A 23,406-nucleotide genomic window follows, 5' to 3' on the forward strand; every position below is an offset into this window, starting at 1 on the left:
TGTTTTATTTTTTCATTTAAAGGCAAAAGACGGTTTTTAAATGATCTGAGTTTTTTGGGTAGAAAGAGCACTATTGAATAGATAATTTTTTTGACTCTTTTCCATCTTTGGCAAGATCCTTAGCCTGACAATAAACCATAGCATCAATAAAATTTTCCAAGTTTATTTCTAGCTCTTTTTAATTTTGAGGGAAATACAATATGCGCTTGATACCTGGAAACCTGTAAAGCAAGTGAGCTAGATTAAAATCCCTAACTTTTTTAAGATTTTTTTTACAGTCGATGATTTCTTGCAAATTACTTTAAATATCATAATTAATTCAAAAACTTAATACTTATTCTTAGTAGTTTATTATCTGAATAGTTTTGACCTTTTCCTGTCATCTATCTGTATATCCCAATTTGGTGATATTCACCCTTAAAACATTTCAGTACATCTAAGCGATAAGTACTTCATAACAACAACACACAACATAAAAAATTAATAAAGGTGAATAACATGTTACAGATCGCCATTATTGGGATCATTACTGTATTAGTGGCAGTTTTGGCTTCCAGCTGGATTGGAGGGAAAAAGCCCTCCGATCCATACAATCCGACTAAACCTACTCCTACCCACCCCACTAAACCGGATCATCCTTCTCCCCCTTTCCCTCCCGCCTCTGGTAAATCGGAGTCACTCATTAATAATCCACCCTTGCTGCAAAAAGGTGGTAAAGGTAAATACGAACTGGTTGCGGCATATAAGACCAATAAGATTTATAACCCGAGGCAATCGCAATGGGATCAATTACTGGTTCGGGGTTATTTGACTAAAGCCAGTTTATTGAACAGGCAGGAAGCACGTGAAACCGGAATTGTGGATGAACTGGTTGGTCCACAGATTCGGGTCAAACAGGGTGAAACCTTGTCGATTAATTTAAATAATCAGCTACCTGATGAAACACCTGAAAGCTGTGAAAATATTCTCGATCCGAATGAACCCCATTGTTTTAATACCACCAACCTGCATACACATGGTTTCTGGGTCAGCCCTCAGGGAAATAGTGACAATGTCTTTCTGAAAATTGCCCCACAGGCGAATCTTGATTATCAATATAAGATTGAACCCAATCATCCTGCGGGCACTTACTGGTACCATGCCCATTTACATGGCTCGACCGCAATTCAGGTATCTAGTGGGATGGCTGGTCCACTCATTGTGGAAGGAAGCCGGGTACCTAAAGTGAAAAATGGCAAGGTGACTTCTACAGGTGATCTCGATATTTTATGGAAAGATAAAGCCAAGCATAATGATGCAAATGAAAAAATCCTGGTCTTCCAGCAAATTCAATATGACTGTACTGACACTGAAGGCCAATCTTTAAACAGCAATGATTGTAAAGGTGCAGGCATAGGCACGATGGAAAACTATGCTGGTCTGAATAGCTTCAACTCTTGGGGGCTAAATAACTACTACACTTCAATTAATGGCAAAGTATTAGGCGAAATTCAGGTCAATCAAAATGAATTTAACCGCTGGCGTATGATTCATGGAGGGGTACGGGACACTATTGGCTTAATCATTAAAGAATTACCTGGCTCCAGCCAATATACTGCCAAGCAAACGGTGGATGCCTGTCTTTCCTATCAGGGGAATATTCTCATTCCCGCCTCAAAAGTTGCTTTCGATCAACTGACCAGCCTGCCAGTTCACACGATTGCCCAAGACGGATTAACGATGAGCCAGGCTCAGCCCCGTACCCTTTCCGTGTTCCAGCCAGGTTATCGTCACGATGCCATGCTCAGCTTTCCCTCCACCAATAAATACTGCATCTTCGATTCAAGATTAAATATTGATGATGAAATTAATACCAGAACTTCCGGTGAAATCACCCCACAGTTATCTCCTAATAGCAGGCTAAATGCACAGCTGCTGGGCTGGGTAAATGTAAAATCCACCAAGTTGAAGGCGCAAACTGCTGCTCAGTTTTTAAAAGATCAGGCACAGAAAATCGGCTTAAGCAAGGAGATTCAGGCGCAATTAGCGCAACTTAATCTGTCTGCCTTTACTGATCATCCCTCATTGATGACCAGAGAAATAGATAACCTGATTCAAGACCGACCACAACAACGCTCTACTTTTGATGCCTCTTTTGGTCCAAATGGTAAATTCGGTTATCGTTATGCTGATCATCCAGGCATCTATAGTTTTGGAGAAACCTTCACTGGAGAAAGTGTGGTCAATGGCAAATATGTGCGCAAGCTAGAAATAGGTAAAGTCGATGAATGGGTACTGACCAGCGCAAATCTGGGACATCCTTTCCATATCCATGTCAATCCGTTCCAGATTGTTAAAATTTTAAACCCGGATAAAAAAGACGTAAGTGAAGCAATATCGGAACCTGCAACCACGCCCAATGAGCTGGATGATGTCCAGTACCGAGGTTTAAAAGGACAATTCAAGGATACCATCTTTGTTAAACCGGGATATGAAGTGATTGTTCGAAGTCATTACAAGAAATTCGAAGGTGACTTTGTACAGCATTGTCATATTCTCGATCATGAAGATCAGGGCATGATGGAATATGTACGAATCTGTGGCGGGAAATTTGACTGTAATGCTGATTTACCTGGTTCACATGACCATCATCATTAACTCTCGCTTTTAATTAAAAGCCTGCATCTGATATTGCGGGCTTTTTTATTTGCCTAGAGATAATGCTTGCTGCACAATAGCTTGATTGATTTTTAGTATTCAAACTGAGGCTGATCATGGCAACATCTCCTGCTTTTACCTTATTTACGCTGAATGGAGTAGATGCGCAAAAATTCCTGCAAGGTCAAGTGACTTTAAATACTGAAGCCTTGGCTGAAAACCAAACGCGCTATACCGCAATCTGTAGTTTAAAAGGACGCATTCTATTTGGTTTATGGCTGAAAAAAATTAACGCTGAAAGCTTTGAAATCGTTGTGACTGCTGATCAGGCTGAAGACTTTGCCAAGCACATCCGCAAGTTTGGAGCTTTCTCCAAAATGAAGTTAGAAGAAGTAGGTTTAGCTTATCCAGTCGTCACAGGCATCCATAGCGAATTTGGTCCTGAAGCAACGGATATTCAAGCTTGGGAGATGAATGCAATTGAATCAGGTCAGGCATGGATTCAGGCAGCAACCGCAGAACAATTCCAGCCACAAGAACTGCGCCTGTATCAGCGTGAAGGCATCCACTATGACAAGGGGTGTTACCTCGGTCAGGAAGTCATTGCCCGTTTATGGTTCAAAGCCAAACCGAAACACTGGTTGCATCTGGTACAAGGTACAGCTGAAGCACCAGCTATCGCAAGTAAACTGAATAATGATGTAGAAGTCGTAAACAGTGTCAATATTGACGGCGGCTTTAAAGCACTCGTGGTTGCCAAACCGGAAGCGCTTATTGAATTAGGTTTGACTGTACTCGACCTGCCTGAAGCACTCAGTGGTGATGTCGCTCGTCCACAATAAGAAAATCACTTTAAAAAAAATCCTCCTATATGGAGGATTTTTTTTAAAGATTAAAATCATGGAACAATTTGTTCATGTCTTTAATCACATAATCTTTAAAATGAAAAGCGCGTGCATGTTTCGCATCGAAGCGTGCAGTTTTACCTTCATGCTCAAAAATATATACACGGTCTTCATTGCTGACTAAAAAGTTTTGACCCAATCGCATGAGTAATGCATCGAACTTATCCTCATCAGCGATACTGTCATCCTTACTGATTTGATCATATGCACGTTTAATGCCTTTAATAAACATTGTTTCACCCTACTTCATGGCTCAAACGCGGATTTAATCAGAGATTCATAGAATTTCAAAGTTTTGTGGTAAAGATAGTCTTCATCTTCTCTTCATTATATTTGTATTTCGTGACAATTAGGATATTTACAAAGTATAAAATCATTTTATGATGTAGCTGTAATAATTTAAAAAACACCACGGAATCAGGTGTTGCATACAACAAGGTCCAGGAACCATGAAAAAAATAATATTTGCTGCGATGCTCGCAGTTTCATCTCAATATGCACTTGCCAATGCAAATACCAAAGCTGAAGCAGTTGATCCTCAATTTGCCAAGGTTGAAGCCCTAGTCAAAGCCAATGACTTTAAAGGTGCCCACACTTTACTGAATGAGTTAGCACAGAAAGGAAATGCTCAAGCACTGTATAACTTAGGCTATTTAACCCAGACTGGTCAGGGCACCGCAAAGAATGAGAAAAAAGCGGTACAACTGTATGAACAGTCAGCAAGCAAAGACTACCCGGTTGCCAACTATGTCCTCGGTAAAAATTATGCAGGCGGTACAATGGGGCTGAAACAGGATCTGAACAAAGCCAAACAATATCTGGAACGTGCATCCAGTGCCGGTTTTGATGATGCTACTGTGGATCTGGCAGTGTTACTTTTTGCTGAAGGAAAACCTGCTTCTGATCAGCAAGCACTGAAAAAACTTCAACCACTGATTAAAAAAGATAATTTCCAGGCAATTCATGCCAAAGCCCTGTATGACATCAGCCTGGGCTTTAAAAATAAAGATGAAAAACCGATTCAGCAAGGTTTAAGCTCGATTCAGGAGCTTGCCAAGAAAGGCTATATCCCTGCCCTGATGGCAGTCGCTAACATGTTTGCCAATGGTAATATCGTGCCGCAAAACCTGCCTGAAGCGAAGAAAATCTTTAGTGCCTTGGCTCAGGAAAATATTCCACAAGCCAAAGAGTCTCTGGCGGCAGTAGAGAAAATGATTGCTGAACAAAGCAAGAAACCAGCTCAACCAACGGCGCAAAAGAAAAGCTAACCTAAGCTATAAAAAGCCCCTGATTCGGGGCTTTTTTATTGGAATGTTTAACTGAGATAATAACCAGACTGAGTCAGGATGACTGCCACCACAATAAATCCCATTAAGGTACTGAGTACCAATGGCGGTAAAGCTTTGTCCTGTACCCCATAATGCTGGGCAAAAATCCCAAAAGCGATTGGCATTGGCAATGCCGCCAGCAATGTGCCGATAAAAAGCATCTCACGACTGACATCGAAAGCCGATAATAAACTGAAAATCAGCAATGGCATGACGATGACTTTTATGGCTGTCAGGAACCAGCTAAAGGCCGTCAGTGAGCTGAGATTCATGCCAATCAGGCTACCACCAATCACAAATAAGGCCAGTGGCGATGCGGTTTGCCCTAACATTTTTAAGGTAGAGCTAAGTAATTCTGGTAGTTGAATATCTAGAACTATGCACAAAATACCCAGCATAATCGAAAGAATCACCGGATTTTTCAAGATCCGTAGCAATGTTCCAGTCAATATACTTTTACCAGCTGTACCGGGGGCTTGCAGACCCCGTTCAGCCAGAATCAGCATCAAGGTCACGATCAGCAGATTTTCTACAATAAGAGTCAATGAAAGATAAATTGCTGAATGTGAACCAATCAATAAGGTCAGTATCGCCGTGCCGATAAACCCGGTATTGGACATGGAACCACCCATGGCCAGCACCCCTGACTCAGTGAGAGAAGCCTTGAAGAAATAGCGGCAGCAGAAAAATACCACGCCATAGAGCAGCAAAGAACCACCTGCATAGGCAATAAAATACTGTGGACTCCAGATATCGCTGAGATGTTTACTTGCCAAGGCTTGTAACAGAAAAGCTGGCAAGGAAATCTTCATTACAAACTGGCTCATCGCCATAATCAGCGAGGGGGTGATAAATTGGGTTCGTGCAGCAATATAACCTAAAAATACGACGGCACAAATTGGAAATAGAATAGTGAATAACATTAATTTTCTGCAGTTTTACTGCATTGTTCCTTAATATGTTCATCCCTGAACGATTAACTTCCACTCATTTAACAAGCAGTTTTATTTGTCCGCTGAAGAGAAAGGCTTAAGCAGATCACGCAAACCGTGTGGCTGGCAACGTAAATACTGAGGCGTCACCTCTACTGTTTCACCGAGTGTCGCAGCTGCATGCCATGGCCAGCGTGGATCATACAAAATGCCACGCGCAAGCGCGATAGCATCTGCCTGTCCATATTGCAAAATTCCTTCTGCCTGCATTGCTTCCGTAATCAAACCGACCGCAATCACTGGAATATTGACCGCCTTTTTAATCGCTTCCGCAAAAGGAACCTGATAATTCGGATGCACATCAATTTTCTGGTCTACATGTAAACCTGCACTCGAAACGTGGATATAGGCTGCACCCGATGCTTCCAGCGCTTTAGAAAGTTCAACAGCAGCCTCAATGTTCCAGCTTTCAACATCTTTCATCCAGTCGGTTGCAGAAATACGCACGCCAATTGGATAGCCTTCAGGAACCGCAGCTTTCATCGCTTTAAAGACCTCTAAAGTCAGACGAATCCGGTTTTCAAATGAACCGCCATATTGATCCTGGCGCTGATTCGACAGAGGTGACATAAATTGATGCAGCAAATAGCCATGCGCAGCATGAAGCTCAATCAGCTCAAAGCCTGCGTCAACAGCACGCTTGGCACTGGCAGCAAAGTCCTGAATTACTTGCTGGATTTCCTCAAGACTTAAGGCTTTTGGTGGATGTTCATGTGCCTGAAAAGGAATATCACTGGCAGAGACAGTCTGCCAGCCCAAAGGTTGATCTGGTGCAATTTGCCCCTTGCCTTCCCAGGGTTTATCTGTGGAGGCTTTACGCCCAGCATGTGCCAGCTGAATCGCAAAGGGCATTGGCGAAAGAGATCGCACCTTTTCCAGTAAGGTCTTTATCTGTGCTGTCTGGCTATCATTCCACAATCCCAGATCTGCATAGCTAATCCGGCCTTGTGGCTGTACCGCAGTCGCTTCCACAATACATAAACCGGCACCAGACAAAGCATAATTGGCCCATTGCTGCTCATGCCAATAGGTGATTTCACCCTGCTCTGTTGCAGAGTACTGGCACATCGGAGCGATTACGATTTTGTTATCAAGTTGCAATGATCCAAATTGCACGGGCTGAAATAGTAATGTCACGCGGTGTTTCCTCTTCTTATTGGCTGATTGATATTCAAAATAAAAACAGGCTCCCAAGAGCCTGTTTAGTTATAGCGTGAACAATCCAACTTTAGAAGATCACTCGTGTAGTTAAACCTAGTACTAATGCATTGTCTACTTGATTGCTAGACCCTGGATTTACTACATATTGCAGGTTTGGACGTAACATTAACCACTTTGTTGCGTTATAGCTGTAGTTGAGTTCGATATTGTATTCAGCGCTAGCATCAAATGCTGGACGTGAATCTGCAAAACGGTCATTCACATGCACACGATTCACTGCCAGACCTAAAATGTCATTTGGCTGGCTATCCACTAAACCGATATATTTCACACCAATTTGTTGTGAATTATCCACTTTATTGGTATCACGGTCATGCCAGGTAAAATTGGCAAATGAATGTAAACCCTGACGGCCACTACCTGTCGATGTTAACTGTTGCTCTACTGCCAACCAGCCTGCAAAGGTACGGTTTTTTCCTTCACCTGTTGCGATGTCTTTTTGGTTAGCAATATCATCAGCCGTGTTATACATACCACCAACACGGTAGCTACCTGGTAAACCGTTCACAAAAGATTTTGGAGTCCAGACCACCTCTGCCGGAATGGTTACACCATCCGCATGATCGGTATCCAGACTCCAGCCTTGACCTTCAGCCTTGCCATTCCCATTGTCCGGGTTAAATTCATAAACCCCCACTTGAACTGCAACTTCAGGATTTAACTGTTGTTTAACGCGTGCCCCCCATTGAGATACCGGGGTATTCATCCAGATATTACCCTGCCATTTACCCATCTGTGCAGCGCAGAATGCTGTACTGGCAAAATCACAAGCCATGACATTAAAGTCCATACCCAGACCTAAGCGACCTGCTTTAATACTCAATCCTTGGTCTTTGAAGGTCTTCTCAATTGACAGTTCGCTTAAACGACTGTCCTGGTTACCACGACCAAAAGTACCTTGAACATTAGCCATGTGAGGAGCATTTCCTTGTAAATCACGCACTGAAGTACTTTGGCCTTGACGTGCGGTAGCGACTGCACGAACAGTTACACCATCCCAGCCTGCCAGTTTTTCCATATCTAACTGGGTACCTAACCATAACTGTGCAGAAGTTAATGGATCTGCTCCTTCATTACGGCCACCCTCTGCCAGATAAGCCGTATCTGTCAGTATATTTGCCTCAAACTTAATACCTTGCTGGGCAAGTTCTGTACGCTTCCCATCCCAGTCCCCGAACAGGTACTGCCCTTGAGGGTCAAATGCAGATTCAGCTTGAGCTGAAGTCATGGCTACCATGAATGGCAGTAAAGCTAGACTTAACTTTTTCATATAAAACCTAAACATACGGAGAGAGTAAAGGCAGCCTGAGACTTGCCCTGTATGACTTGATACAGAACGTTACATAACTTTTCACTTAAATACACAGCATTTTTTTTATTATTGGTAAAACTTTAAGTTATAAGAAATAATATTTCATATAAAATTTAATTTATATAATGTATATTTTTCAGGTATTTAATTAATTAAAAAGGTCTAAAATCTGTTTCTCTTTAAACCTAACAGTAAAAACACACCTGATATTAAAGTTTATTTTTTAAACAATTGTTAAAATAAATTTCCATCTTCAATTTTTAGTTCTCTTTTAAACAGGACTTGCATTCAACTATAAAACGCCCAATATTAGCGTCATGATATTAGCTGCTAAATGTTATGCCTGAATTACCAGAAGTTGAAACCACCAAAACCAGTCTCCTGCCTCTCCTTGATCAGAAAGTTCTATACGTGGAGGTGCGTCAGTCAAGCTTACGCTGGCCGGTTCCTGAGGATATTGCTCGTCTGCAAGGACAACGCCTGACTCAACTGACACGTCGTTCCAAATATATTCTGGCGCAATTTGAACAGGATACGATGCTATGGCATTTAGGCATGTCAGGTAGCTTTCGCTTATGTGAAGCCAGTGAAGAATTGCGTAAGCATGATCATCTGATTATTCAGTTTGAAGATATCCAGCTGCGCTATCATGACCCACGCCGTTTCGGCTGCATCCTGTGGTTAGATGCACAGTCTCAAAGCAAGCTGATTGATACACTTGGGCCAGAGCCACTCAGTGATAGTTTTAATGCTGAATATCTATTTGAAAAATTAAAAAATAAAAATGTTGGCACCAAAGTTGCAATTATGGATAACCATGTTGTCGTGGGTGTAGGCAATATTTATGCAACCGAAAGCCTATTCAATATGGGCATTCATCCTGCACAGCCTGCCTCTACATTGAGTTTTGAGCAGATTGAAAAGCTGGTCATTGAAATTAAGCGCATTTTAAAACAGGCGATTGATCTGGGTGGCTCAACCTTACGCGACTATACCAATGCCATGGGAGAAAATGGCTATTTCCAGCAAACGCTGCTGGCTTATGGCCGTGCTGGGGAAATGTGCGTGAACTGTGAAACCACGCTGGAAAACATGAAGTTGGGACAACGTGCATCTGTCTACTGTCCTGAATGCCAGCCGCTAAAGAAGGTAAAGCTTTCCAGCAAACGTGTAGCAGCTGTACGAGGTAAAAACTAATGAAGACTGCAATCGTCCGTCATATTCTGGTCAAAGATAAAGAAACTGCCGAACAGCTCAAGAAAAAGATTCTAGCAGGCGCAGATTTTTCTAAGATTGCCAAACAGTACTCGACTTGCAACTCTGCCAAACGTGGTGGTGAACTCGGTGAAGTAAAAAAAGGCCAACTCGTTCCAGTGATTGATAAACTGGTTTTTACCGCTGCAGAACATGTTCTACATGGTCCAGTCAAAAGTCAGTTTGGTTTTCATTTGCTAGAAATCAAGTTCCGAATGGATTTTTAATCCCCCTAAATTCCTCTATAAGTAAAGGGGACTTCCCCTCTTCTTTTAGGGAGAGGTTAAGAAATAAAAAACGGCGCGAGAAGCGCCGTTTTTTGATCAAGAAAGCTTAAGATTCAGGTCGTTTTTTTAACTCATCACGAATTTCACGTAATAATGCAACATCTTCCGGTGTTGCTGCTGGCTCTGGAGCTACCTCTTGTTTACGACGCAGTTTGTTCATTAGTTTTACTAACCAGAATACGACCCATGCCAATAACAGGAAGTTAATTAGAATCGTCAGGAAATTACCATAAGCAAGGACATTCAGACCCGCTGCCTGTGCAGCAGCCAGGTTGCTTATATTGTTTGGATTATCTCCTAATACAACAAACCAGTTGGAATAGTCGACATCACCACCTAGAACCCAGCTCACTAAAGGCATGATGACGTCTTTTACCATCGAGTCAATAATCTTACCGAAGGCGCCACCAATGATCACACCGACTGCGAGATCCATGACATTGCCCTTGACCGCAAATTCCTTAAATTCTTGAATAATACTCATAAAGTCACCTGTTTCTTATACAATTTTCAATTTTGCGATAGATTATACAGGAGTTAGATATTTCTATTTAAGTCTAATTGATCAGGTTTATGTAATCCTGTTCAACCTTATCTAGGCACGTAAAAAAACCGCTGAACAATGTCAGCGGTTTTTTGAAGTATCAGTAATCGAACTTATTTAGCACGGTTACGTTTACGTTCGTTTTCAGTCAGGTAACGCTTACGGATACGGATTGACTTCGGTGTTACTTCAACGAGCTCGTCATCTTCAATGAATTCAAGCGCTTGTTCTAGCGTGTATTCAATTGCAGGAACAAGTGTTAACGCATCATCAGTACCAGAGGCACGTACGTTGGTTAACTGTTTTGCTTTAGTTGGGTTAACAACCATGTCATCAGAACGTGAGTTAATACCCACGATCATGCCTTCATAAACTTCTAACTGTGGTTTAGCGAATAGACGACCACGGTCTTGCAGCGTAAACAATGCATAGCCCAAGCAAGTACCTTGAACCATAGAAATCAGTACACCGTTTTGACGTTTCGCAACAGTACCTTGTTTCATTGGACCATAATGCGAGAAGCTAGACGTCATGATACCCGTACCAGAAGTCATGGTCAGGAATTCTGAACGGAAACCGATCAAGCCACGTGAAGGTACAGTTGCTTCAATACGGATACGGCCTTTACCGTCAACTTCCATATTGGTCATTTCGCCTTTACGGTGACCCATTTGCTCCATTACAGCGCCTTGGTGCTGTTCTTCAACGTCAAACGTTACGTTTTCATATGGCTCTTGTTTTTCACCATCAATTTCTTTGATGATGACTTGTGGACGAGACACGCCCATTTCAAAGCCTTCACGACGCATGTTTTCAATTAAAACTGAAAGGTGAAGCTCACCACGACCAGATACTTTGAAACGGTCTGGACTGTCAGTGTCTTCAACACGAAGTGCTACGTTGTGGATTAATTCACGGTCAAGACGTTCACGGATATTACGTGAAGTTACAAATTTACCTTCTTTACCAGCAAACGGTGAGTTGTTTACCTGGAAAGTCATAGACACTGTAGGCTCGTCTACAGAAAGTGCTGGAAGTGCTTCAACTGCTTTCGGATCACAGATTGTGTCAGAAATGTTTAGTGCATCAATACCAGTGATACAAACGATGTCGCCTGCTTGAGCAGATTCAACATCAACACGCTCTAAACCATGGTAACCCATGATTTTCAAGATACGGCCGTTACGAGTGTTACCTTCTTTGTCGATCACAGTCACAGGCGTGTTTAATTTCACTGAACCGCGTTGGATACGACCAACACCGATTACACCTACGAAGCTGTTATAGTCAAGTGAAGACACTTGCATTTGGAATGGACCATCAACGTCAACTGCTGGTGGTTCAACGATGTCTACGATTGTTTGGAACAACGGCGTCATGTCGTCAGCAAGTTCTTCAGGAGAAGGGCCCGCTACACCACGAAGACCAGATGCATATACAACCGGGAAGTCTAACTGTTCGTCAGTACCGCCTAAGTTATCGAATAAATCGAATACTTGGTCAATTACCCAGTCAGGACGTGCGCTTGGCTTGTCGACTTTGTTGATAATAACAATTGGTTTTAAACCACGTGCGAACGCTTTTTGCGTTACGAAACGAGTTTGTGGCATTGGACCTTCTTGTGAGTCTACAAGAAGCAATACGCAGTCCACCATAGAAAGAACACGTTCAACTTCACCACCGAAGTCGGCGTGTCCCGGGGTGTCCACGATGTTAATGCGATATTCTGTGTTAGTACGTGCATCAGTCCATTTGATTGCAGTGTTTTTTGCAAGAATGGTAATACCACGTTCACTTTCAATAGCGCCAGAATCCATGACACGCTCGATCTCACCCGCGCGATCACCGAGAGCACCTGATTGTTGCAAAAGTTTGTCTACAAGAGTGGTTTTACCATGATCGACGTGCGCAATAATGGCGATGTTACGGAGAGTTTTAATATCTGACATGTAAATTCGATACGTATTAAATTTGAGGGCAAATTATACAGAAAAATACAAACTTTTGACAGTGACAGTTTGTTGACTTCGTCAATTTTTTTTCCAATGCCTTTTGTAATGACGTGTAACTCGATTAGAATAGCGCCACCCCGCCTTAATTTGCATTGACACATGTCTGATTTTAATCAATCTCCTTCTTCCAAAGATCAACTTGACCTCGTGTACGGCCTTGAAGATCGCCCTAAACCATTTATCGCATTTCTAGCAGCGTTCCAGCATTTACTGGCCATTATTGTCCCAATTGTGACTCCTGGCTTGCTGATCTGTCTGGCACTAGGTGTCTCTAAAGAAGACACCAACATGATTTTATCCATGTCATTGGTAATTTCAGGGATCGCGACTTTTTTACAATCCAAAAAAGTTGGTCCATTTGGTGCAGGCTTGCTGATTGTTCAAGGCACCAGTTTTAACTTTATTGGTCCAATTATTGGTATTGGTTCGGCGATGGTTGCTGCCGGTACACCGGTAGAAGCTGTCATGGCTTCGATCTTTGGTGTGGTGATTGCAGGTTCATTTATTGAAATGGGCGTATCGCAAATCCTGCCATGGATTAAAAAGTTGATCACACCTTTAGTAACAGGGATTGTAGTTTTACTGATTGGTCTGACTTTAATTAAAGAAGGCCTAATCAGCATGGGTGGTGGTTATCAGGCCATGAATGATAAAACCTTTGCTAATGCTGATAACCTGATCATGTCATGTACAGTTCTGGCACTGATTATTTTACTGAATCGTGTGCGCATTACCTGGGTAAAAAGTTCGGCAATTCTGATCGCACTGGTTGTAGGTTATATTCTTGCTGGCTTTATGGGTCACCTGAACTTTGAAGGCTTAAAAGATGCTCCACTGGTTCAGATCCCGACACCAATGCATTTTGGATTAAGTTTCTCTTGGAGTTTATTCATTCCAATGGCGTTTATTTATTTGGTGACTTCGCTAGAAGCGATTGGTGACATTACTGCAACATCTAAACTCTCTAACCAGCCAGTCGATGGCCCGACCTGGATGAAGCGTATTAAAGGTGGCGTGCTCGTAAATGGTGCAAACTCTTTACTTGCGGGTTTATTCAATACATTCCCAAGTTCTGTATTTGCACAAAATAACGGTGTGATTCAGCTAACTGGTGTAGCGAGCCGTTATGTCGGCATCTGGATTGCAGCACTTTTAGTCATTCTGGGTTTACTTCCAGCAGTGGCTGGCGTGATTCAGGCCGTTCCTCAAGCTGTTCTTGGTGGCGCAGTGATGGTAATGTTTGGTGCAGTCGCTGCCTCTGGTATTAACATTCTGTCTGGTATTCACCTGGACCGTCGTGCCTTGCTGATCATTGCAATTTCTCTTGCATTAGGCTTGGGTGTGGCACAGGTTCCACAGATTCTGGAACATCTTCCTGAATTATTCCGTAATATCTTTAGTTCTGGTGTTGCGACCGGCGGTATTGCGGCCTTGATTCTAAATATTGTACTTCCTGAAACAAAGAAGTAAGTTCATGTCCAGAAAACACTGTCTGAGTTGAACTTGGACAGTGTTTTTCTATTGGAGAGATTCCTATGGATGCTAAAAGCGAAGTTTTATTAAGACAATATGATTATTTGTCGGGTCGTGTACTGCTGATTAATCCTCCAACGGATCATCTGCTGGCTGAATTTGATCAATCCATTCAGGCTGCAGTGTGGACATGGAATTATAATGACTACCTGTATTTTCAGGCCCAGCAAGCTAATGTACATTTTGGTACAGAATTTCCTGAAGGTGAATTTGATCAGGCTGTAATCTTTGTTCCAAAATCCAGAGAATTACTTAATTACCTGATTCACAATGTAGCGGTTTACCTAAAACAAGGCAGCCAGGTATTTTTGGTAGGTGAGAAAAAAGGTGGCGTGGAACGCGCGGCAAAACAGCTGCAACCCTATGGTAAAAGCCTCAAACTCGATAGCGCACGACATTGCCAATTATGGCAATTGACACTAGACTGCAACGTCGAGAAAAGAGCATTAGCTGACTGGGCACAAACCTATAGCGTCTCCACTCCCAAAGGCGATTTACAGATTTGTGCACTCCCTGGTGTATTTAGCCAGAATCATCTGGATGTCGGTACAGCAGTTTTCCTGCCCTACCTGTCTGAAGTGACTTCAGGTAAAATTGCCGACTTTGGCTGTGGTGCCGGCGTCATTAGTGCCTATCTTGCCAAGCTCAATCCGAACAATCGTATCTTTGCCTTAGATGTAGATGCTTTTGCATTAGCCTCTACTAAAATGACTTTTGAGAAAAATCAGCTTGAGCCTGAGCAACTTGAAATTAAGGCAGTGAGCGGGATTGATGATGCACCATTATTTTTGCACGCCATCGTCAGTAACCCACCCTTCCATCAGGGCATTCAGACCAACTATGATGCCAGTGAAAATCTGTGCAAGACTTCACGTCGTCATCTCAAGTCTGGTGGTGAATTATGGATTGTGGCAAACCGCTTCTTAAATTACCCGATTTTAATTGAGCAAAGTTTTGGCCAGTGTACAGTCAAAACAGATCAACAAGGCTTCAAGGTGCTTTTCGCCAGCACTCAAAAAAATGTTAAGGAATCATGATGAGCGAAACTCAACACAGCACACAGCTGCAGCGTAAGCTAAGTGCTCGTCATCTGAATATGATCGCCATCGGTGGATCAATTGGTACAGGTTTGTTCCTGGCTTCAGGTGCAACTATTGCCAATGCCGGACCAGGTGGTGCATTACTTGCGTATGCGCTCATTGGTGTCATGATTTACTTCCTGATGACCAGCTTGGGGGAGCTTGCAACCCATAATCCGACTTCAGGTGCTTTCTTTACCTACGGTACTAAATATGTCGAAGGTGGTTTTGGTTTCGCTTTAGGCTGGAACTACTGGTACAACTGGGCAATCACCGTAGCCTTTGAGCTGGTCGCAGTCCAGTTCATCATGAAATTCTGGTTTCCGGATATTCCTGGTTTTTACTGGAGCGCCCTGTTCCTGGCGGTGGTCTTCGGGATTAATGCACTGACGGTAAAAGGCTTTGGTGAATCTGAATTTTTCTTCTCCTTAATCAAAGTGCTGGCGATTATTGCGTTTATCATCATTGGTATCTTCATGATTGCAAAAATCATGTTAACTCCTGAGGTTGCTACATTTGCCAACTGGACCAAAGGTGAAGCACCATTTGTGGGTGGCTTATCTGCCCTGATCGGGGTGGCAATGATTGCCGGATTCTCCTTCCAAGGGACTGAAATGGTCGGTGTCGCTGCAGGTGAATCTAAAGATCCGCAGAAAACCATTCCAGTAGCAATCAAGCAAATTTTCTGGCGTATCCTGTTATTCTATATTGTGTGTATTTTCATTATCGGCACCCTGATTGCTTATGATGATCCACGTCTTTTACAGGCAGCGTCTAGTGAAGATATTGCGCTTTCGCCTTTCACTTTGCTATATGAACAAGCTGGTTTCGCTTTTGCTGCCAGTGTGATGAATGCAGTGATTTTGACTGCAATTCTGTCTGCGGGTAACTCGGGCATGTACTCCTCTACTCGTATGCTGTTTGATATGGCACGTAAAGGCAGTGCACCAAAATTGTTTGGTCGTCTGGATGCGCGCGGTGTGCCAATGAATGCACTATATGCCACCACTGCAATCGCAGCATTATGTTTTCTGACAACATTTATTGGTGAACAGGAAGTATTTAACTGGCTACTCAATATGTCTGGTATGTGTGGATTTATTGTATGGTTGGGTATTGCAATATCTCATTATCGCTTCCGTAAAGGATATCTGGCTCAAGGTTATAAACTTGAGGATCTGGCGTATCGCGCCAAGTTCTTCCCATTTGCACCATGGTTTGCTTTTGTGCTATGTGCGATTGTGGTCCTGGGGCAAAACTATCAAGCAGTACTGAGTGGTGAATGGCTTGCAGTACTTTCTACTTACATTGGTATTTTCTTATTCTTGGCAATCTGGTTAGGTTATAAGTGGAAACACAACACCAAACTCATTTCTTATAAAGAGATGGATGTTCAGCCGATGAAAATAGATCATGAATAATTTTCGATCTGAAAAAGCAGCCTGAATGGCTGCTTTTTTATTGTATTAACTGTGGCGCATAACAAAATTTCGATCGTCAATGACGATAGTTTGCTGACAAATCCCCTCTACCCGACGCTGCTGTTCAAACACTTCTTTCCGCATGGACTCAAAACTGTCAAAGAAGCTGATTTCACTTTTATTGATTTCGTACACCAAAGAATGATTCCCTACGCCCTCCAGGGTGTCATAGAACACAATCACAAAACGACCAGCTTCTACATTTTCCTGAATGTCTGCATAAGACAATGGCTGTTCTATAACCGGGATTTGTAAACGAGATGCTTGTTGATAGAACTCAATTTCAATTGGCTGTTTATCTGGGTCATGTTCAGTATAAAAATGAACATCCAAACCCAGTGTTTTTAAAGCAACTGCAAGCGCAATACTGGAGGTTCCCATTTCAGGATCATGGTGTGTGAGCTGTACCAGATCCGGAATATGCAGATCTATACCATAGTGATGAAAAATCATCCAGATCGCATAGAGGCCACTATTGGCCTCCAGATTTTGTAAATCTTCAGGAAGTTCCACACTCATGCTCAGACTCAAAAACAGGTTTAGGGCTATGCAGTGTAGTCAAATCAGGGCAATAAAAAAAGCGACTCATAAGAGAGTCGCTTTTTTTAATCAGTGTTCAATAATGAATTATTGAGCAGCTGGTTGTTCAGCTAGTACAGTACGGCTACCAGAAATAGTCGCGAATACACGACGGTTCATAGCACGACCTTCTTTAGTGTTGTTGTCAGCAATCGGTTGATCCCAAGCGAAACCTTGAGTAGACAAACGAGAAGCATCAACGTTGTATTCGTTAACTAGTGAAGATTTCACAGAGTTAGCACGAGCAAGAGATAAACGTTCGTTCAGTGCACGTGGACCAGTGTTGTCAGTGTGACCTTCGATACGAGCAGTTGCGTTTGGATATTCAACCAATTTTTCAGCAACTTTCGCGATTTCTGGTTTGTACTGATCTTTGATGTTAGATTTGTTTGTATCAAAGAATACACGAAGTTCCATGTTCAGGTCTTCAGTCAACTCTTGTGGAGCTGGAGCAACTGGAGCAACTGGTTCAACTGGAGCAACTTCTACGACTGGCGCAGCAGGTTTCAAGTGGCCACCAAGAACTACGTTTAAACCAGCAAGCGCTGTGTAGTTCCAGAAATCTTCGTCAATGTTATAAGTTGCACGAGCTTCTGTACGTAGAGACAGAGCATCGTTTAAACGCCAGAAAGCACCTAGACCAGCATTACCTAAAGTACCTTCGTCATCTTTAAGACGCGCATCACCATCTAAATCATATTCATACTTGTAGTGACCAGCACCTAAAAGTACGTATGGTTTGATTTTGCTGTCATAGTTTTTAGTGATCAGATCAGAAGTAACGTAGAAGTTACCATTGATTTGAGTTTGCTTATACTCACCGTAAGAAGCTTCGCTGTCTTCGATATCACCTTTCACTTGGTTATATTCAGCTTCAAAGCCTAACCATGGAGTCAGTTCAACACCAAGCGCAGCACCTACGAATAGGTCGTCTTGAAGCTCAGGAGTTTCACCATATAGATGATCTTCATAGCTGTTGTTGTGTTTTGTATCTTGCCAAGTATAACCAACCAGTAATGGAGTAACAGTTACGCCTGCGTTTGCAGCAGCGAAAGGAGCAGCTACAAGCATTGCTAAAGCAATACGACTCATTTTCATGGATTTATCCTCCAGAGATAACAAATTGTTGTTCAAGCTCAAGCCTAAATTGGCTTTCCTGAGATAGGCTTCTTTTACCCCAGTTTTATTTTTAAGCTATTCACAGGGAATCATACAAACACTGAATAAATTTTCCAAGTGCTTGATTAATCTAATCAAGTAAATTATTGACAAAATTACTTACAATTTCCGTTGTAATTCGGTAAATTTTTACTCAATTTTTTATTGTGAATACCTTATTGTCTCTTACCTAATTTTAACAGCTTTCTCCTATTTCAAGTACAAAAATACTAGGTAAATAAAAAAAAGCATTAAAAAACGCCTAATTAATAGCATGTTTCAAATAAAAATAATATATAAATAGGTTAAACCATGTATATAAAAAGAAATAATGCGTTCACAATTGTGGAGCTTATTGTTGTTATTTCCACTCTTGCAATACTTACAACCCTAGCAGTTCCTCTGTTTCAAGAATATCAGTCAAAACAAGAAGCTAACAGTATTTATCAGAAGATTACAGCAGTGAATCGCTATGCACGCAGTCAATCGGCAGTATTACGGCAGAATATTGTGATTTGTCCCACATTAAATCTATCGACCTGTCAAACAAATCAGTGGAGCAATGCCTGGCTGGTATTTGTCGATCAAAATAAAAATAGACAGGTTGATGCCGGCGAAACCGTACTGCATGTTGATCATCTAAGGCTTAAATATGGACAGCTGGATTGGAGAGGTGCTTTAAGTGTCCCAAGTATCAACTATCAGGCTCAAACCAATTTACCTATTGGCTCCAATGGCAGCTTTTACTACTGTTCTTTTCAGCATTCCTATTATTACAAAATTGTACTTAGCAAAATGGGGCATCTGCGTAAAGAGAATCTAAATACATGCTGAGAAAACTGTCCGGTTTATGATTCAATTTTTTTGAGGCTTTAATCTTGCAGTTTTTTCAATATACTGCTTAGGTCGAGAATAAAAGACTAAAACTCATATGGAGATACAACAATGACTGACATCGTAATTGTCAATGGTGCACGTACAGCCATGGGTGGCTTCCAAGGCAGCTTATCAGGTGTGACTGCGCCTGAACTAGGTGCTGTCACGATCAAAGAAGCCATTGCACGTGCAGGTTTACAACCAACAGACATCGAAGAAGTCATTATGGGTTGTGTTCTTCCTGCCGGTTTAAAACAGGGTCCTGCCCGTCAGGCAATGCGTAAGGCTGGTCTTCCAGACAGCACAGGTGCTGTAACTATTAATAAGCTTTGTGGTTCAGGCATGAAAGCAGTGATGCAAGCTGCTGACATGATCAAGGCCGGTTCTGCAACTTATGTAGTTGCTGGTGGAATGGAATCGATGACCAATGCGCCCTATGTATTACCTAAAGCACGTGGCGGCTTCCGTATGGGCCATGGTGAAATTAAAGACCATATGTTCCTGGACGGTTTAGAAGATGCAGAAACTGGTCGCCTAATGGGTTCTTTTGCCCAAGATATGGCAAATACCAAAGGTTATACGCGTGAACAGATGGATGATTTCGCTATCCGTTCATTAAAACGTGCACAAACTGCGGTCAATGAAGGCTACTTTGCAGATGAAATTGTGCCAGTCACTGTTTCCACCCGTAAAGGTGATGTAGTGGTTGATAAAGACGAACAGCCATTCAATGCCAATATTGATAAAATCCCAACATTACGTCCTGCTTTTGCTAAAGATGGTACCATTACTGCAGCAAATGCCAGCTCTATTTCTGATGGTGCCTCTGCATTGGTTTTAACTTCTGCTGACAATGCAGCAGCTCAAGATTTAAACCCATTAGCAAAAATTGTTGCCTATGCGTCAAACTCTCAGCATCCATCCGAGTTTACAATTGCTCCAGTTGGTGCTATTCAGAAAGTACTGGATAAAGCAGGCTGGACAGCTGAAGAAGTAGATCTTTGGGAAATTAATGAAGCCTTTGCCATGGTCACCATGTGTCCAATGGATGAGTTCAAGCTTGATCCTGAAAAAGTCAATATTAATGGTGGTGCTTGTGCACTAGGTCACCCAGTGGGTTCTACAGGTTCTCGTATTATCCTGACTTTGATCCATGCTTTAAAGCGCACTGGCGGCAAGAAAGGTGTTGCAGCTCTATGTATCGGTGGTGGTGAAGCAACTGCAGTCGCGATTGAGCTAATCTAATTTTCAAAAAGTCAAACGACTGAAGAGGGCTTTTAAAGCCCTCTTTTTTTATTAATCCAAAATCTGGCCTTAATGATGTCTACTAAAGCATTACTCGAACAATCATTTAAAACCGGGTCTTAAACTAAAAATTATTTTTGTCTTGATTATCCTATCAATAGAAGAATTCCCTTACTTACATTTTCATAAAGCTTCTTTATCAATCAGACACGTTGCAAAGAGTAAATTAGAGAGAATCAAAACAAGAAAAAAGGAAACCTCCATGCGATTTAATCACTATCTCAACTTCCAAGGTGAAACTGAAGCCGCTTTTACTTTTTATCGTTCAGTGTTTGGTGGTGAATTTTCTAATTTGAGCCGTTATGGCGATATGCCCGGACAGGAAGGCATTGACCTCTCCGATACGGATAGAAGCCAGATTTTGCATATTTCACTTCCTATCAATGAATATACTGAATTAATGGGATCAGATATTAATGAAAAGCTAGACAGTCCTAGCCCCCCTACTTTTACCAAAGGGACCAATCACTATATTGCAATTATTTTAAGTGCTAGTGAACAAGCCGAAGCTCAACGACTGTTTGAGGCTTTATCTGCCAAGGGTCAAATTGAAATGCCTTTGGAAAAAACTTTTTGGGGCGCACTTTACGGTGCCTGTACCGATCAGTTTGGTGTGCAGTGGATGATTAACTGTCTATTAGAAGAACGTAGTCCAAATTTCTAGAAATAAAAAAGCCTCCATTTGGAGGCTTTTAACTGAAGACGGATTAAGCTCCAGTCTGATAGTTCGGTTTTGGCACAGCTGTGGATGCTTGGTACGGATTGCTAAAGTCATTTAAACCCGCTGCCGCTTCCTGAATATCTTTACCTTCTTTAATCACGAAAGTATCGAAACCCGAACGCTTCATATAGTTCAGTACGTCTTTAAATACATCACCTGTTGCACGCAGCTCGCCCTGAAAACCCTGGCGACGAAGAAGTGCTGCAAATGAATAACCACGGCCATCATTAAAACCGGCAAACTCGATAAAGATTGCATCCAACTGATCAAGTGGAAATTCATTGGTTTCAGGAGAAGCATCTACCGTTAAGTACAGTGCTTTTTTACCCGGAACATTGGCGATTTGTTCTAACTGTTCAACAGTCAGAACCACATCACCTTGTGGCAATACGCCATCTTCACCAATTAACTGATAAGTATTGTCTGCAATCGTGCCATCTTTAGAGAGCACTTGTAGTGCGGTATTAAGCATATGCACGCTCCTTGAATGGTTGGATGCCAACACGACGATAGGTATCGATAAATTCTTCACCTTCCTGACGCAGGTCAAGATAAGTATTCAGGATTTCTTCGATGATATCCGGCACTACGTCAGCAGCAAATGATGGACCAAGAATGTCACCAATCGATGCATCATGGTCTGCATTACCACCTAAAGTAATTTGGTAGAATTCAGCACCTTTTTTGTCTACACCCAAAATACCGATATTACCGACGTGGTGATGACCACAGGCATTCATACAACCTGAAATATTCAGGTCGATTTTGCCAAGGTTATAAATCGTATCCAGATCATCGAAACGACGTGAAATTGCTTCAGAAATCGGAATTGATTTTGCATTTGCCAATGAACAGAAGTCACCGCCCGGGCAGCAAATGATGTCCGTCAAGAAGCCGATGTGAGCGCGTGCCAGATTGTTTTGTTCCAGGATCGTCCACAATTCGAACAGGTCTTTTTGTGGGACATCAACAAGGGCAATATTTTGCTCATGAGTCGTGCGTAATTCACCAAAAGTGTACTTGTCTGCAAGATCTGCAATCAGGTTCATCTCTTCAGTGGTTACATCACCAGGAGCCACACCTGTACGTTTCAGTGAAATCGTAACGATACGATAGCCTTTCACTTTGTGCGCATTGGTATTGATATTGAACCATTGCTTGAATTTCGGATGCGCCGCGAACTGTTCAGAGAAATCTTCATCTGCATAATCTTGATAAGCAAATGGCGTGAAGTTCTCATCCATTTTTGCCAAGGTTTCAGCATCGATTTTCAATGTTTTAATGGTATGTGCAAATTCCGCTTCTACTTTCTCAGCAAATACTTCAGGTGTGAGTGCTTTTACTAAGATTTTGATACGCGCTTTATATTTGTTGTCACGACGACCATGCAAGTTGTATACACGAAGTACAGCTTCAAGGTATGCAATCAGGTCTTCACGTGGAAGGAAGTCACGGATAAAGCTACCAATAATTGGTGTACGGCCTAGACCACCACCGACTTTGATTTTATAGCCCATCTCACCCGCTTCATTTTTTACGATATATACACCGATATCGTGGAATGAAGTTGCTGCACGGTCGATCTCTTCCAGTGCTGAAACAGCGATCTTGAACTTACGTGGCAAGAAAGCAAATTCCGGGTGGAAAGTAGACCATTGACGGATCAATTCACATGTTGGACGCGGATCTGCAATCTCGCCTGCAACGACACCAGCATATTGGTCAGTCGTCGTATTACGGATACAGTTACCTGATGTCTGAATCGCATGCATTTGTACTGATGCCAATTCTTGCAGCATATCTGGCACATTTTCCAGTGCAGGCCAGTTGAACTGGAAGTTTTGACGTGTTGATACGTGTGCATAACCACGGTCGTATTCTTTTGCCAGTTCCGCAATTTTACGTAACTGTTTAGAGTTCATCAGACCATACGGTACTGCTACACGCAGCATTGGCGCATAACGTTGTACATATAGGCCATTTTGAAGGCGGAGCGGACGGTATTCATCTTCCGTCAATTTGCCCGCTAAGTAACGTTCCGTTTGGTCACGGAACTGTGCAACACGTTCATTAATCAGTTGCTGATCGAAATCAGTATATAAATACATGGCGTACAGCTAGTAGTTTCTATTATATCGTCGGCAAGGATAACGAGATTAAAACTATCAATAAAATGCTTTTT

The 23,406-nt window shown here is 42.2% G+C and carries 21 protein-coding genes; 11 read left to right on the forward strand and 10 right to left on the reverse strand.

All coding sequences use genetic code 11. From position 1 onward, the window contains the following. The first annotated feature begins 498 nt into the window (after positions 1-498). Both F899_RS12625 and F899_RS12630 read left to right on the forward strand, forming a co-directional pair. Positions 499-2,637: a multicopper oxidase family protein gene (locus F899_RS12625; protein ID WP_005223132.1), complete on the forward strand. Its 2,139-nt coding sequence runs from the start codon at positions 499-501 to the stop codon at positions 2,635-2,637. Positions 2,638-2,753: 116 nt separating this feature from the next. Next, on the forward strand, positions 2,754-3,479 hold the full coding sequence (locus tag F899_RS12630; protein WP_005223133.1) for a CAF17-like 4Fe-4S cluster assembly/insertion protein YgfZ: 726 nt from the start codon (positions 2,754-2,756) through the stop codon (positions 3,477-3,479). Positions 3,480-3,522: 43 nt separating this feature from the next. Here F899_RS12630 and F899_RS12635 read toward each other — a convergent pair whose 3' ends face one another. After that, positions 3,523-3,774, reverse strand: a complete 252-nt coding sequence (locus F899_RS12635) for a hypothetical protein (protein ID WP_004814532.1) — start codon at positions 3,772-3,774, stop codon at positions 3,523-3,525. A 217-nt stretch (positions 3,775-3,991) separates the two neighbouring features. Here F899_RS12635 and F899_RS12640 point away from each other — a divergent pair, with 217 nt between their 5' ends. Next, positions 3,992-4,810 carry a tetratricopeptide repeat protein gene (locus tag F899_RS12640; RefSeq protein ID WP_005223135.1) on the forward strand — a complete coding sequence of 273 codons (819 nt, stop codon included), beginning with the start codon at positions 3,992-3,994 and terminating at the stop codon, positions 4,808-4,810. A gap of 47 nt (positions 4,811-4,857) precedes the next feature. Here F899_RS12640 and F899_RS12645 read toward each other — a convergent pair whose 3' ends face one another. The 3 genes from F899_RS12645 to F899_RS12655 form a co-directional block, all read right to left on the reverse strand. Continuing rightward, positions 4,858-5,793 carry an AEC family transporter gene (locus F899_RS12645; RefSeq protein WP_005223136.1) on the reverse strand — a complete coding sequence of 312 codons (936 nt, stop codon included), beginning with the start codon at positions 5,791-5,793 and terminating at the stop codon, positions 4,858-4,860. 81 nt (positions 5,794-5,874) lie between these two features. Continuing rightward, positions 5,875-6,999 (reverse strand): NADH:flavin oxidoreductase/NADH oxidase, encoded by a 1,125-nt coding sequence (locus F899_RS12650; RefSeq protein ID WP_005223137.1) that lies wholly within the window; start codon positions 6,997-6,999, stop codon positions 5,875-5,877. A gap of 91 nt (positions 7,000-7,090) precedes the next feature. Beyond that, positions 7,091-8,353 carry a carbohydrate porin gene (locus F899_RS12655; RefSeq protein WP_005223138.1) on the reverse strand — a complete coding sequence of 421 codons (1,263 nt, stop codon included), beginning with the start codon at positions 8,351-8,353 and terminating at the stop codon, positions 7,091-7,093. Between the two features lie 381 nt (positions 8,354-8,734). Between F899_RS12655 and mutM the strand changes: the two genes are divergently transcribed. Both mutM and F899_RS12665 read left to right on the forward strand, forming a co-directional pair. Further along, complete coding sequence (gene mutM, locus F899_RS12660; protein ID WP_005223139.1) at positions 8,735-9,592, forward strand: bifunctional DNA-formamidopyrimidine glycosylase/DNA-(apurinic or apyrimidinic site) lyase; 858 nt, start codon at positions 8,735-8,737, stop codon at positions 9,590-9,592. Further along, positions 9,592-9,876, forward strand: a complete 285-nt coding sequence (locus F899_RS12665) for a peptidylprolyl isomerase (protein WP_004814521.1) — start codon at positions 9,592-9,594, stop codon at positions 9,874-9,876. The genes mutM and F899_RS12665 overlap by 1 nt, the downstream gene beginning before the upstream one ends. 106 nt (positions 9,877-9,982) lie before the next feature. On the opposite strand, the gene mscL is transcribed toward F899_RS12665, so the two are convergent. Together mscL and typA are read right to left on the reverse strand one after the other, a co-directional pair. After that, on the reverse strand, positions 9,983-10,420 hold the full coding sequence (gene mscL / locus F899_RS12670; RefSeq protein WP_004814520.1) for a large conductance mechanosensitive channel protein MscL: 438 nt from the start codon (positions 10,418-10,420) through the stop codon (positions 9,983-9,985). Between the two features lie 173 nt (positions 10,421-10,593). Then, positions 10,594-12,429 carry a translational GTPase TypA gene (gene typA, locus F899_RS12675; protein ID WP_004814517.1) on the reverse strand — a complete coding sequence of 612 codons (1,836 nt, stop codon included), beginning with the start codon at positions 12,427-12,429 and terminating at the stop codon, positions 10,594-10,596. A 162-nt stretch (positions 12,430-12,591) separates the two neighbouring features. On the opposite strand from typA, the gene F899_RS12680 reads away from it, so the two are divergent. The 3 genes from F899_RS12680 to F899_RS12690 all read left to right on the forward strand — a co-directional run bounded on the left by F899_RS12680 (position 12,592) and on the right by F899_RS12690 (position 16,525). Next, positions 12,592-13,962, forward strand: a complete 1,371-nt coding sequence (locus tag F899_RS12680) for a uracil-xanthine permease family protein (RefSeq protein WP_004814515.1) — start codon at positions 12,592-12,594, stop codon at positions 13,960-13,962. Between the two features lie 65 nt (positions 13,963-14,027). Next, positions 14,028-15,062, forward strand: coding sequence for a methyltransferase (locus F899_RS12685; RefSeq protein ID WP_005223141.1), 1,035 nt, complete (start codon positions 14,028-14,030; stop codon positions 15,060-15,062). Beyond that, positions 15,062-16,525 carry an amino acid permease gene (locus tag F899_RS12690; protein ID WP_004814510.1) on the forward strand — a complete coding sequence of 488 codons (1,464 nt, stop codon included), beginning with the start codon at positions 15,062-15,064 and terminating at the stop codon, positions 16,523-16,525. The genes F899_RS12685 and F899_RS12690 overlap by 1 nt, the downstream gene beginning before the upstream one ends. A 45-nt stretch (positions 16,526-16,570) precedes the next feature. On the opposite strand, the gene F899_RS12695 is transcribed toward F899_RS12690, so the two are convergent. Both F899_RS12695 and omp38 read right to left on the reverse strand, forming a co-directional pair. Then, positions 16,571-17,104: a cysteine peptidase family C39 domain-containing protein gene (locus tag F899_RS12695; RefSeq protein WP_004814508.1), complete on the reverse strand. Its 534-nt coding sequence runs from the start codon at positions 17,102-17,104 to the stop codon at positions 16,571-16,573. Between the two features lie 108 nt (positions 17,105-17,212). After that, entirely contained in the window at positions 17,213-18,262 is a 1,050-nt protein-coding gene (gene omp38 / locus F899_RS12700; RefSeq protein ID WP_004814506.1) for an outer membrane protein Omp38, read from the reverse strand. A 372-nt stretch (positions 18,263-18,634) separates the two neighbouring features. Here omp38 and F899_RS12705 point away from each other — a divergent pair, with 372 nt between their 5' ends. The 3 genes from F899_RS12705 to F899_RS12715 all read left to right on the forward strand — a co-directional run bounded on the left by F899_RS12705 (position 18,635) and on the right by F899_RS12715 (position 21,167). Continuing rightward, complete coding sequence (locus tag F899_RS12705) at positions 18,635-19,156, forward strand: GspH/FimT family pseudopilin (protein WP_004814504.1); 522 nt, start codon at positions 18,635-18,637, stop codon at positions 19,154-19,156. Between the two features lie 111 nt (positions 19,157-19,267). Continuing rightward, positions 19,268-20,443 (forward strand): thiolase family protein, encoded by a 1,176-nt coding sequence (locus tag F899_RS12710; protein WP_004891575.1) that lies wholly within the window; start codon positions 19,268-19,270, stop codon positions 20,441-20,443. A gap of 262 nt (positions 20,444-20,705) precedes the next feature. After that, a complete protein-coding gene (locus tag F899_RS12715) occupies positions 20,706-21,167 on the forward strand; it encodes a VOC family protein (protein ID WP_004891573.1) in 462 nt (153 codons plus the stop codon). A gap of 43 nt (positions 21,168-21,210) precedes the next feature. Here the strand turns inward: F899_RS12715 and F899_RS12720 are convergent, their stop codons facing one another. Then, positions 21,211-21,696: a DUF934 domain-containing protein gene (locus tag F899_RS12720; protein WP_004814500.1), complete on the reverse strand. Its 486-nt coding sequence runs from the start codon at positions 21,694-21,696 to the stop codon at positions 21,211-21,213. Beyond that, entirely contained in the window at positions 21,689-23,332 is a 1,644-nt protein-coding gene (locus tag F899_RS12725; RefSeq protein WP_004891571.1) for a nitrite/sulfite reductase, read from the reverse strand. Before F899_RS12725 ends, F899_RS12720 begins: the two co-directional genes overlap by 8 nt. Positions 23,333-23,406: the final 74 nt, after the last annotated feature.

This window comes from Acinetobacter sp. CIP 101934 (genome assembly GCF_000369585.1).
GTDB lineage: Bacteria > Pseudomonadota > Gammaproteobacteria > Pseudomonadales > Moraxellaceae > Acinetobacter > Acinetobacter schindleri.

What these genes read in the sequence shown, in the direction of transcription:
- F899_RS12625 (WP_005223132.1), top strand. Translation starts at nt 499, where the DNA reads ATGTTACAGATCGCCATTATTGGGATCATTACTGTATTAGTGGCAGTT.
- F899_RS12630 (WP_005223133.1), top strand. Translation starts at nt 2,754, where the DNA reads ATGGCAACATCTCCTGCTTTTACCTTATTTACGCTGAATGGAGTAGAT.
- F899_RS12635 (WP_004814532.1), bottom strand. Translation starts at nt 3,774, where the DNA reads ATGTTTATTAAAGGCATTAAACGTGCATATGATCAAATCAGTAAGGAT.
- F899_RS12640 (WP_005223135.1), top strand. Translation starts at nt 3,992, where the DNA reads ATGAAAAAAATAATATTTGCTGCGATGCTCGCAGTTTCATCTCAATAT.
- F899_RS12645 (WP_005223136.1), bottom strand. Translation starts at nt 5,793, where the DNA reads ATGTTATTCACTATTCTATTTCCAATTTGTGCCGTCGTATTTTTAGGT.
- F899_RS12655 (WP_005223138.1), bottom strand. Translation starts at nt 8,353, where the DNA reads ATGAAAAAGTTAAGTCTAGCTTTACTGCCATTCATGGTAGCCATGACT.
- mutM (WP_005223139.1), top strand. Translation starts at nt 8,735, where the DNA reads ATGCCTGAATTACCAGAAGTTGAAACCACCAAAACCAGTCTCCTGCCT.
- F899_RS12665 (WP_004814521.1), top strand. Translation starts at nt 9,592, where the DNA reads ATGAAGACTGCAATCGTCCGTCATATTCTGGTCAAAGATAAAGAAACT.
- mscL (WP_004814520.1), bottom strand. Translation starts at nt 10,420, where the DNA reads ATGAGTATTATTCAAGAATTTAAGGAATTTGCGGTCAAGGGCAATGTC.
- typA (WP_004814517.1), bottom strand. Translation starts at nt 12,429, where the DNA reads ATGTCAGATATTAAAACTCTCCGTAACATCGCCATTATTGCGCACGTC.
- F899_RS12680 (WP_004814515.1), top strand. Translation starts at nt 12,592, where the DNA reads ATGTCTGATTTTAATCAATCTCCTTCTTCCAAAGATCAACTTGACCTC.
- F899_RS12685 (WP_005223141.1), top strand. Translation starts at nt 14,028, where the DNA reads ATGGATGCTAAAAGCGAAGTTTTATTAAGACAATATGATTATTTGTCG.
- F899_RS12690 (WP_004814510.1), top strand. Translation starts at nt 15,062, where the DNA reads ATGAGCGAAACTCAACACAGCACACAGCTGCAGCGTAAGCTAAGTGCT.
- F899_RS12695 (WP_004814508.1), bottom strand. Translation starts at nt 17,104, where the DNA reads ATGAGTGTGGAACTTCCTGAAGATTTACAAAATCTGGAGGCCAATAGT.
- omp38 (WP_004814506.1), bottom strand. Translation starts at nt 18,262, where the DNA reads ATGAAAATGAGTCGTATTGCTTTAGCAATGCTTGTAGCTGCTCCTTTC.
- F899_RS12705 (WP_004814504.1), top strand. Translation starts at nt 18,635, where the DNA reads ATGTATATAAAAAGAAATAATGCGTTCACAATTGTGGAGCTTATTGTT.
- F899_RS12710 (WP_004891575.1), top strand. Translation starts at nt 19,268, where the DNA reads ATGACTGACATCGTAATTGTCAATGGTGCACGTACAGCCATGGGTGGC.
- F899_RS12715 (WP_004891573.1), top strand. Translation starts at nt 20,706, where the DNA reads ATGCGATTTAATCACTATCTCAACTTCCAAGGTGAAACTGAAGCCGCT.
- F899_RS12720 (WP_004814500.1), bottom strand. Translation starts at nt 21,696, where the DNA reads ATGCTTAATACCGCACTACAAGTGCTCTCTAAAGATGGCACGATTGCA.
- F899_RS12725 (WP_004891571.1), bottom strand. Translation starts at nt 23,332, where the DNA reads ATGTATTTATATACTGATTTCGATCAGCAACTGATTAATGAACGTGTT.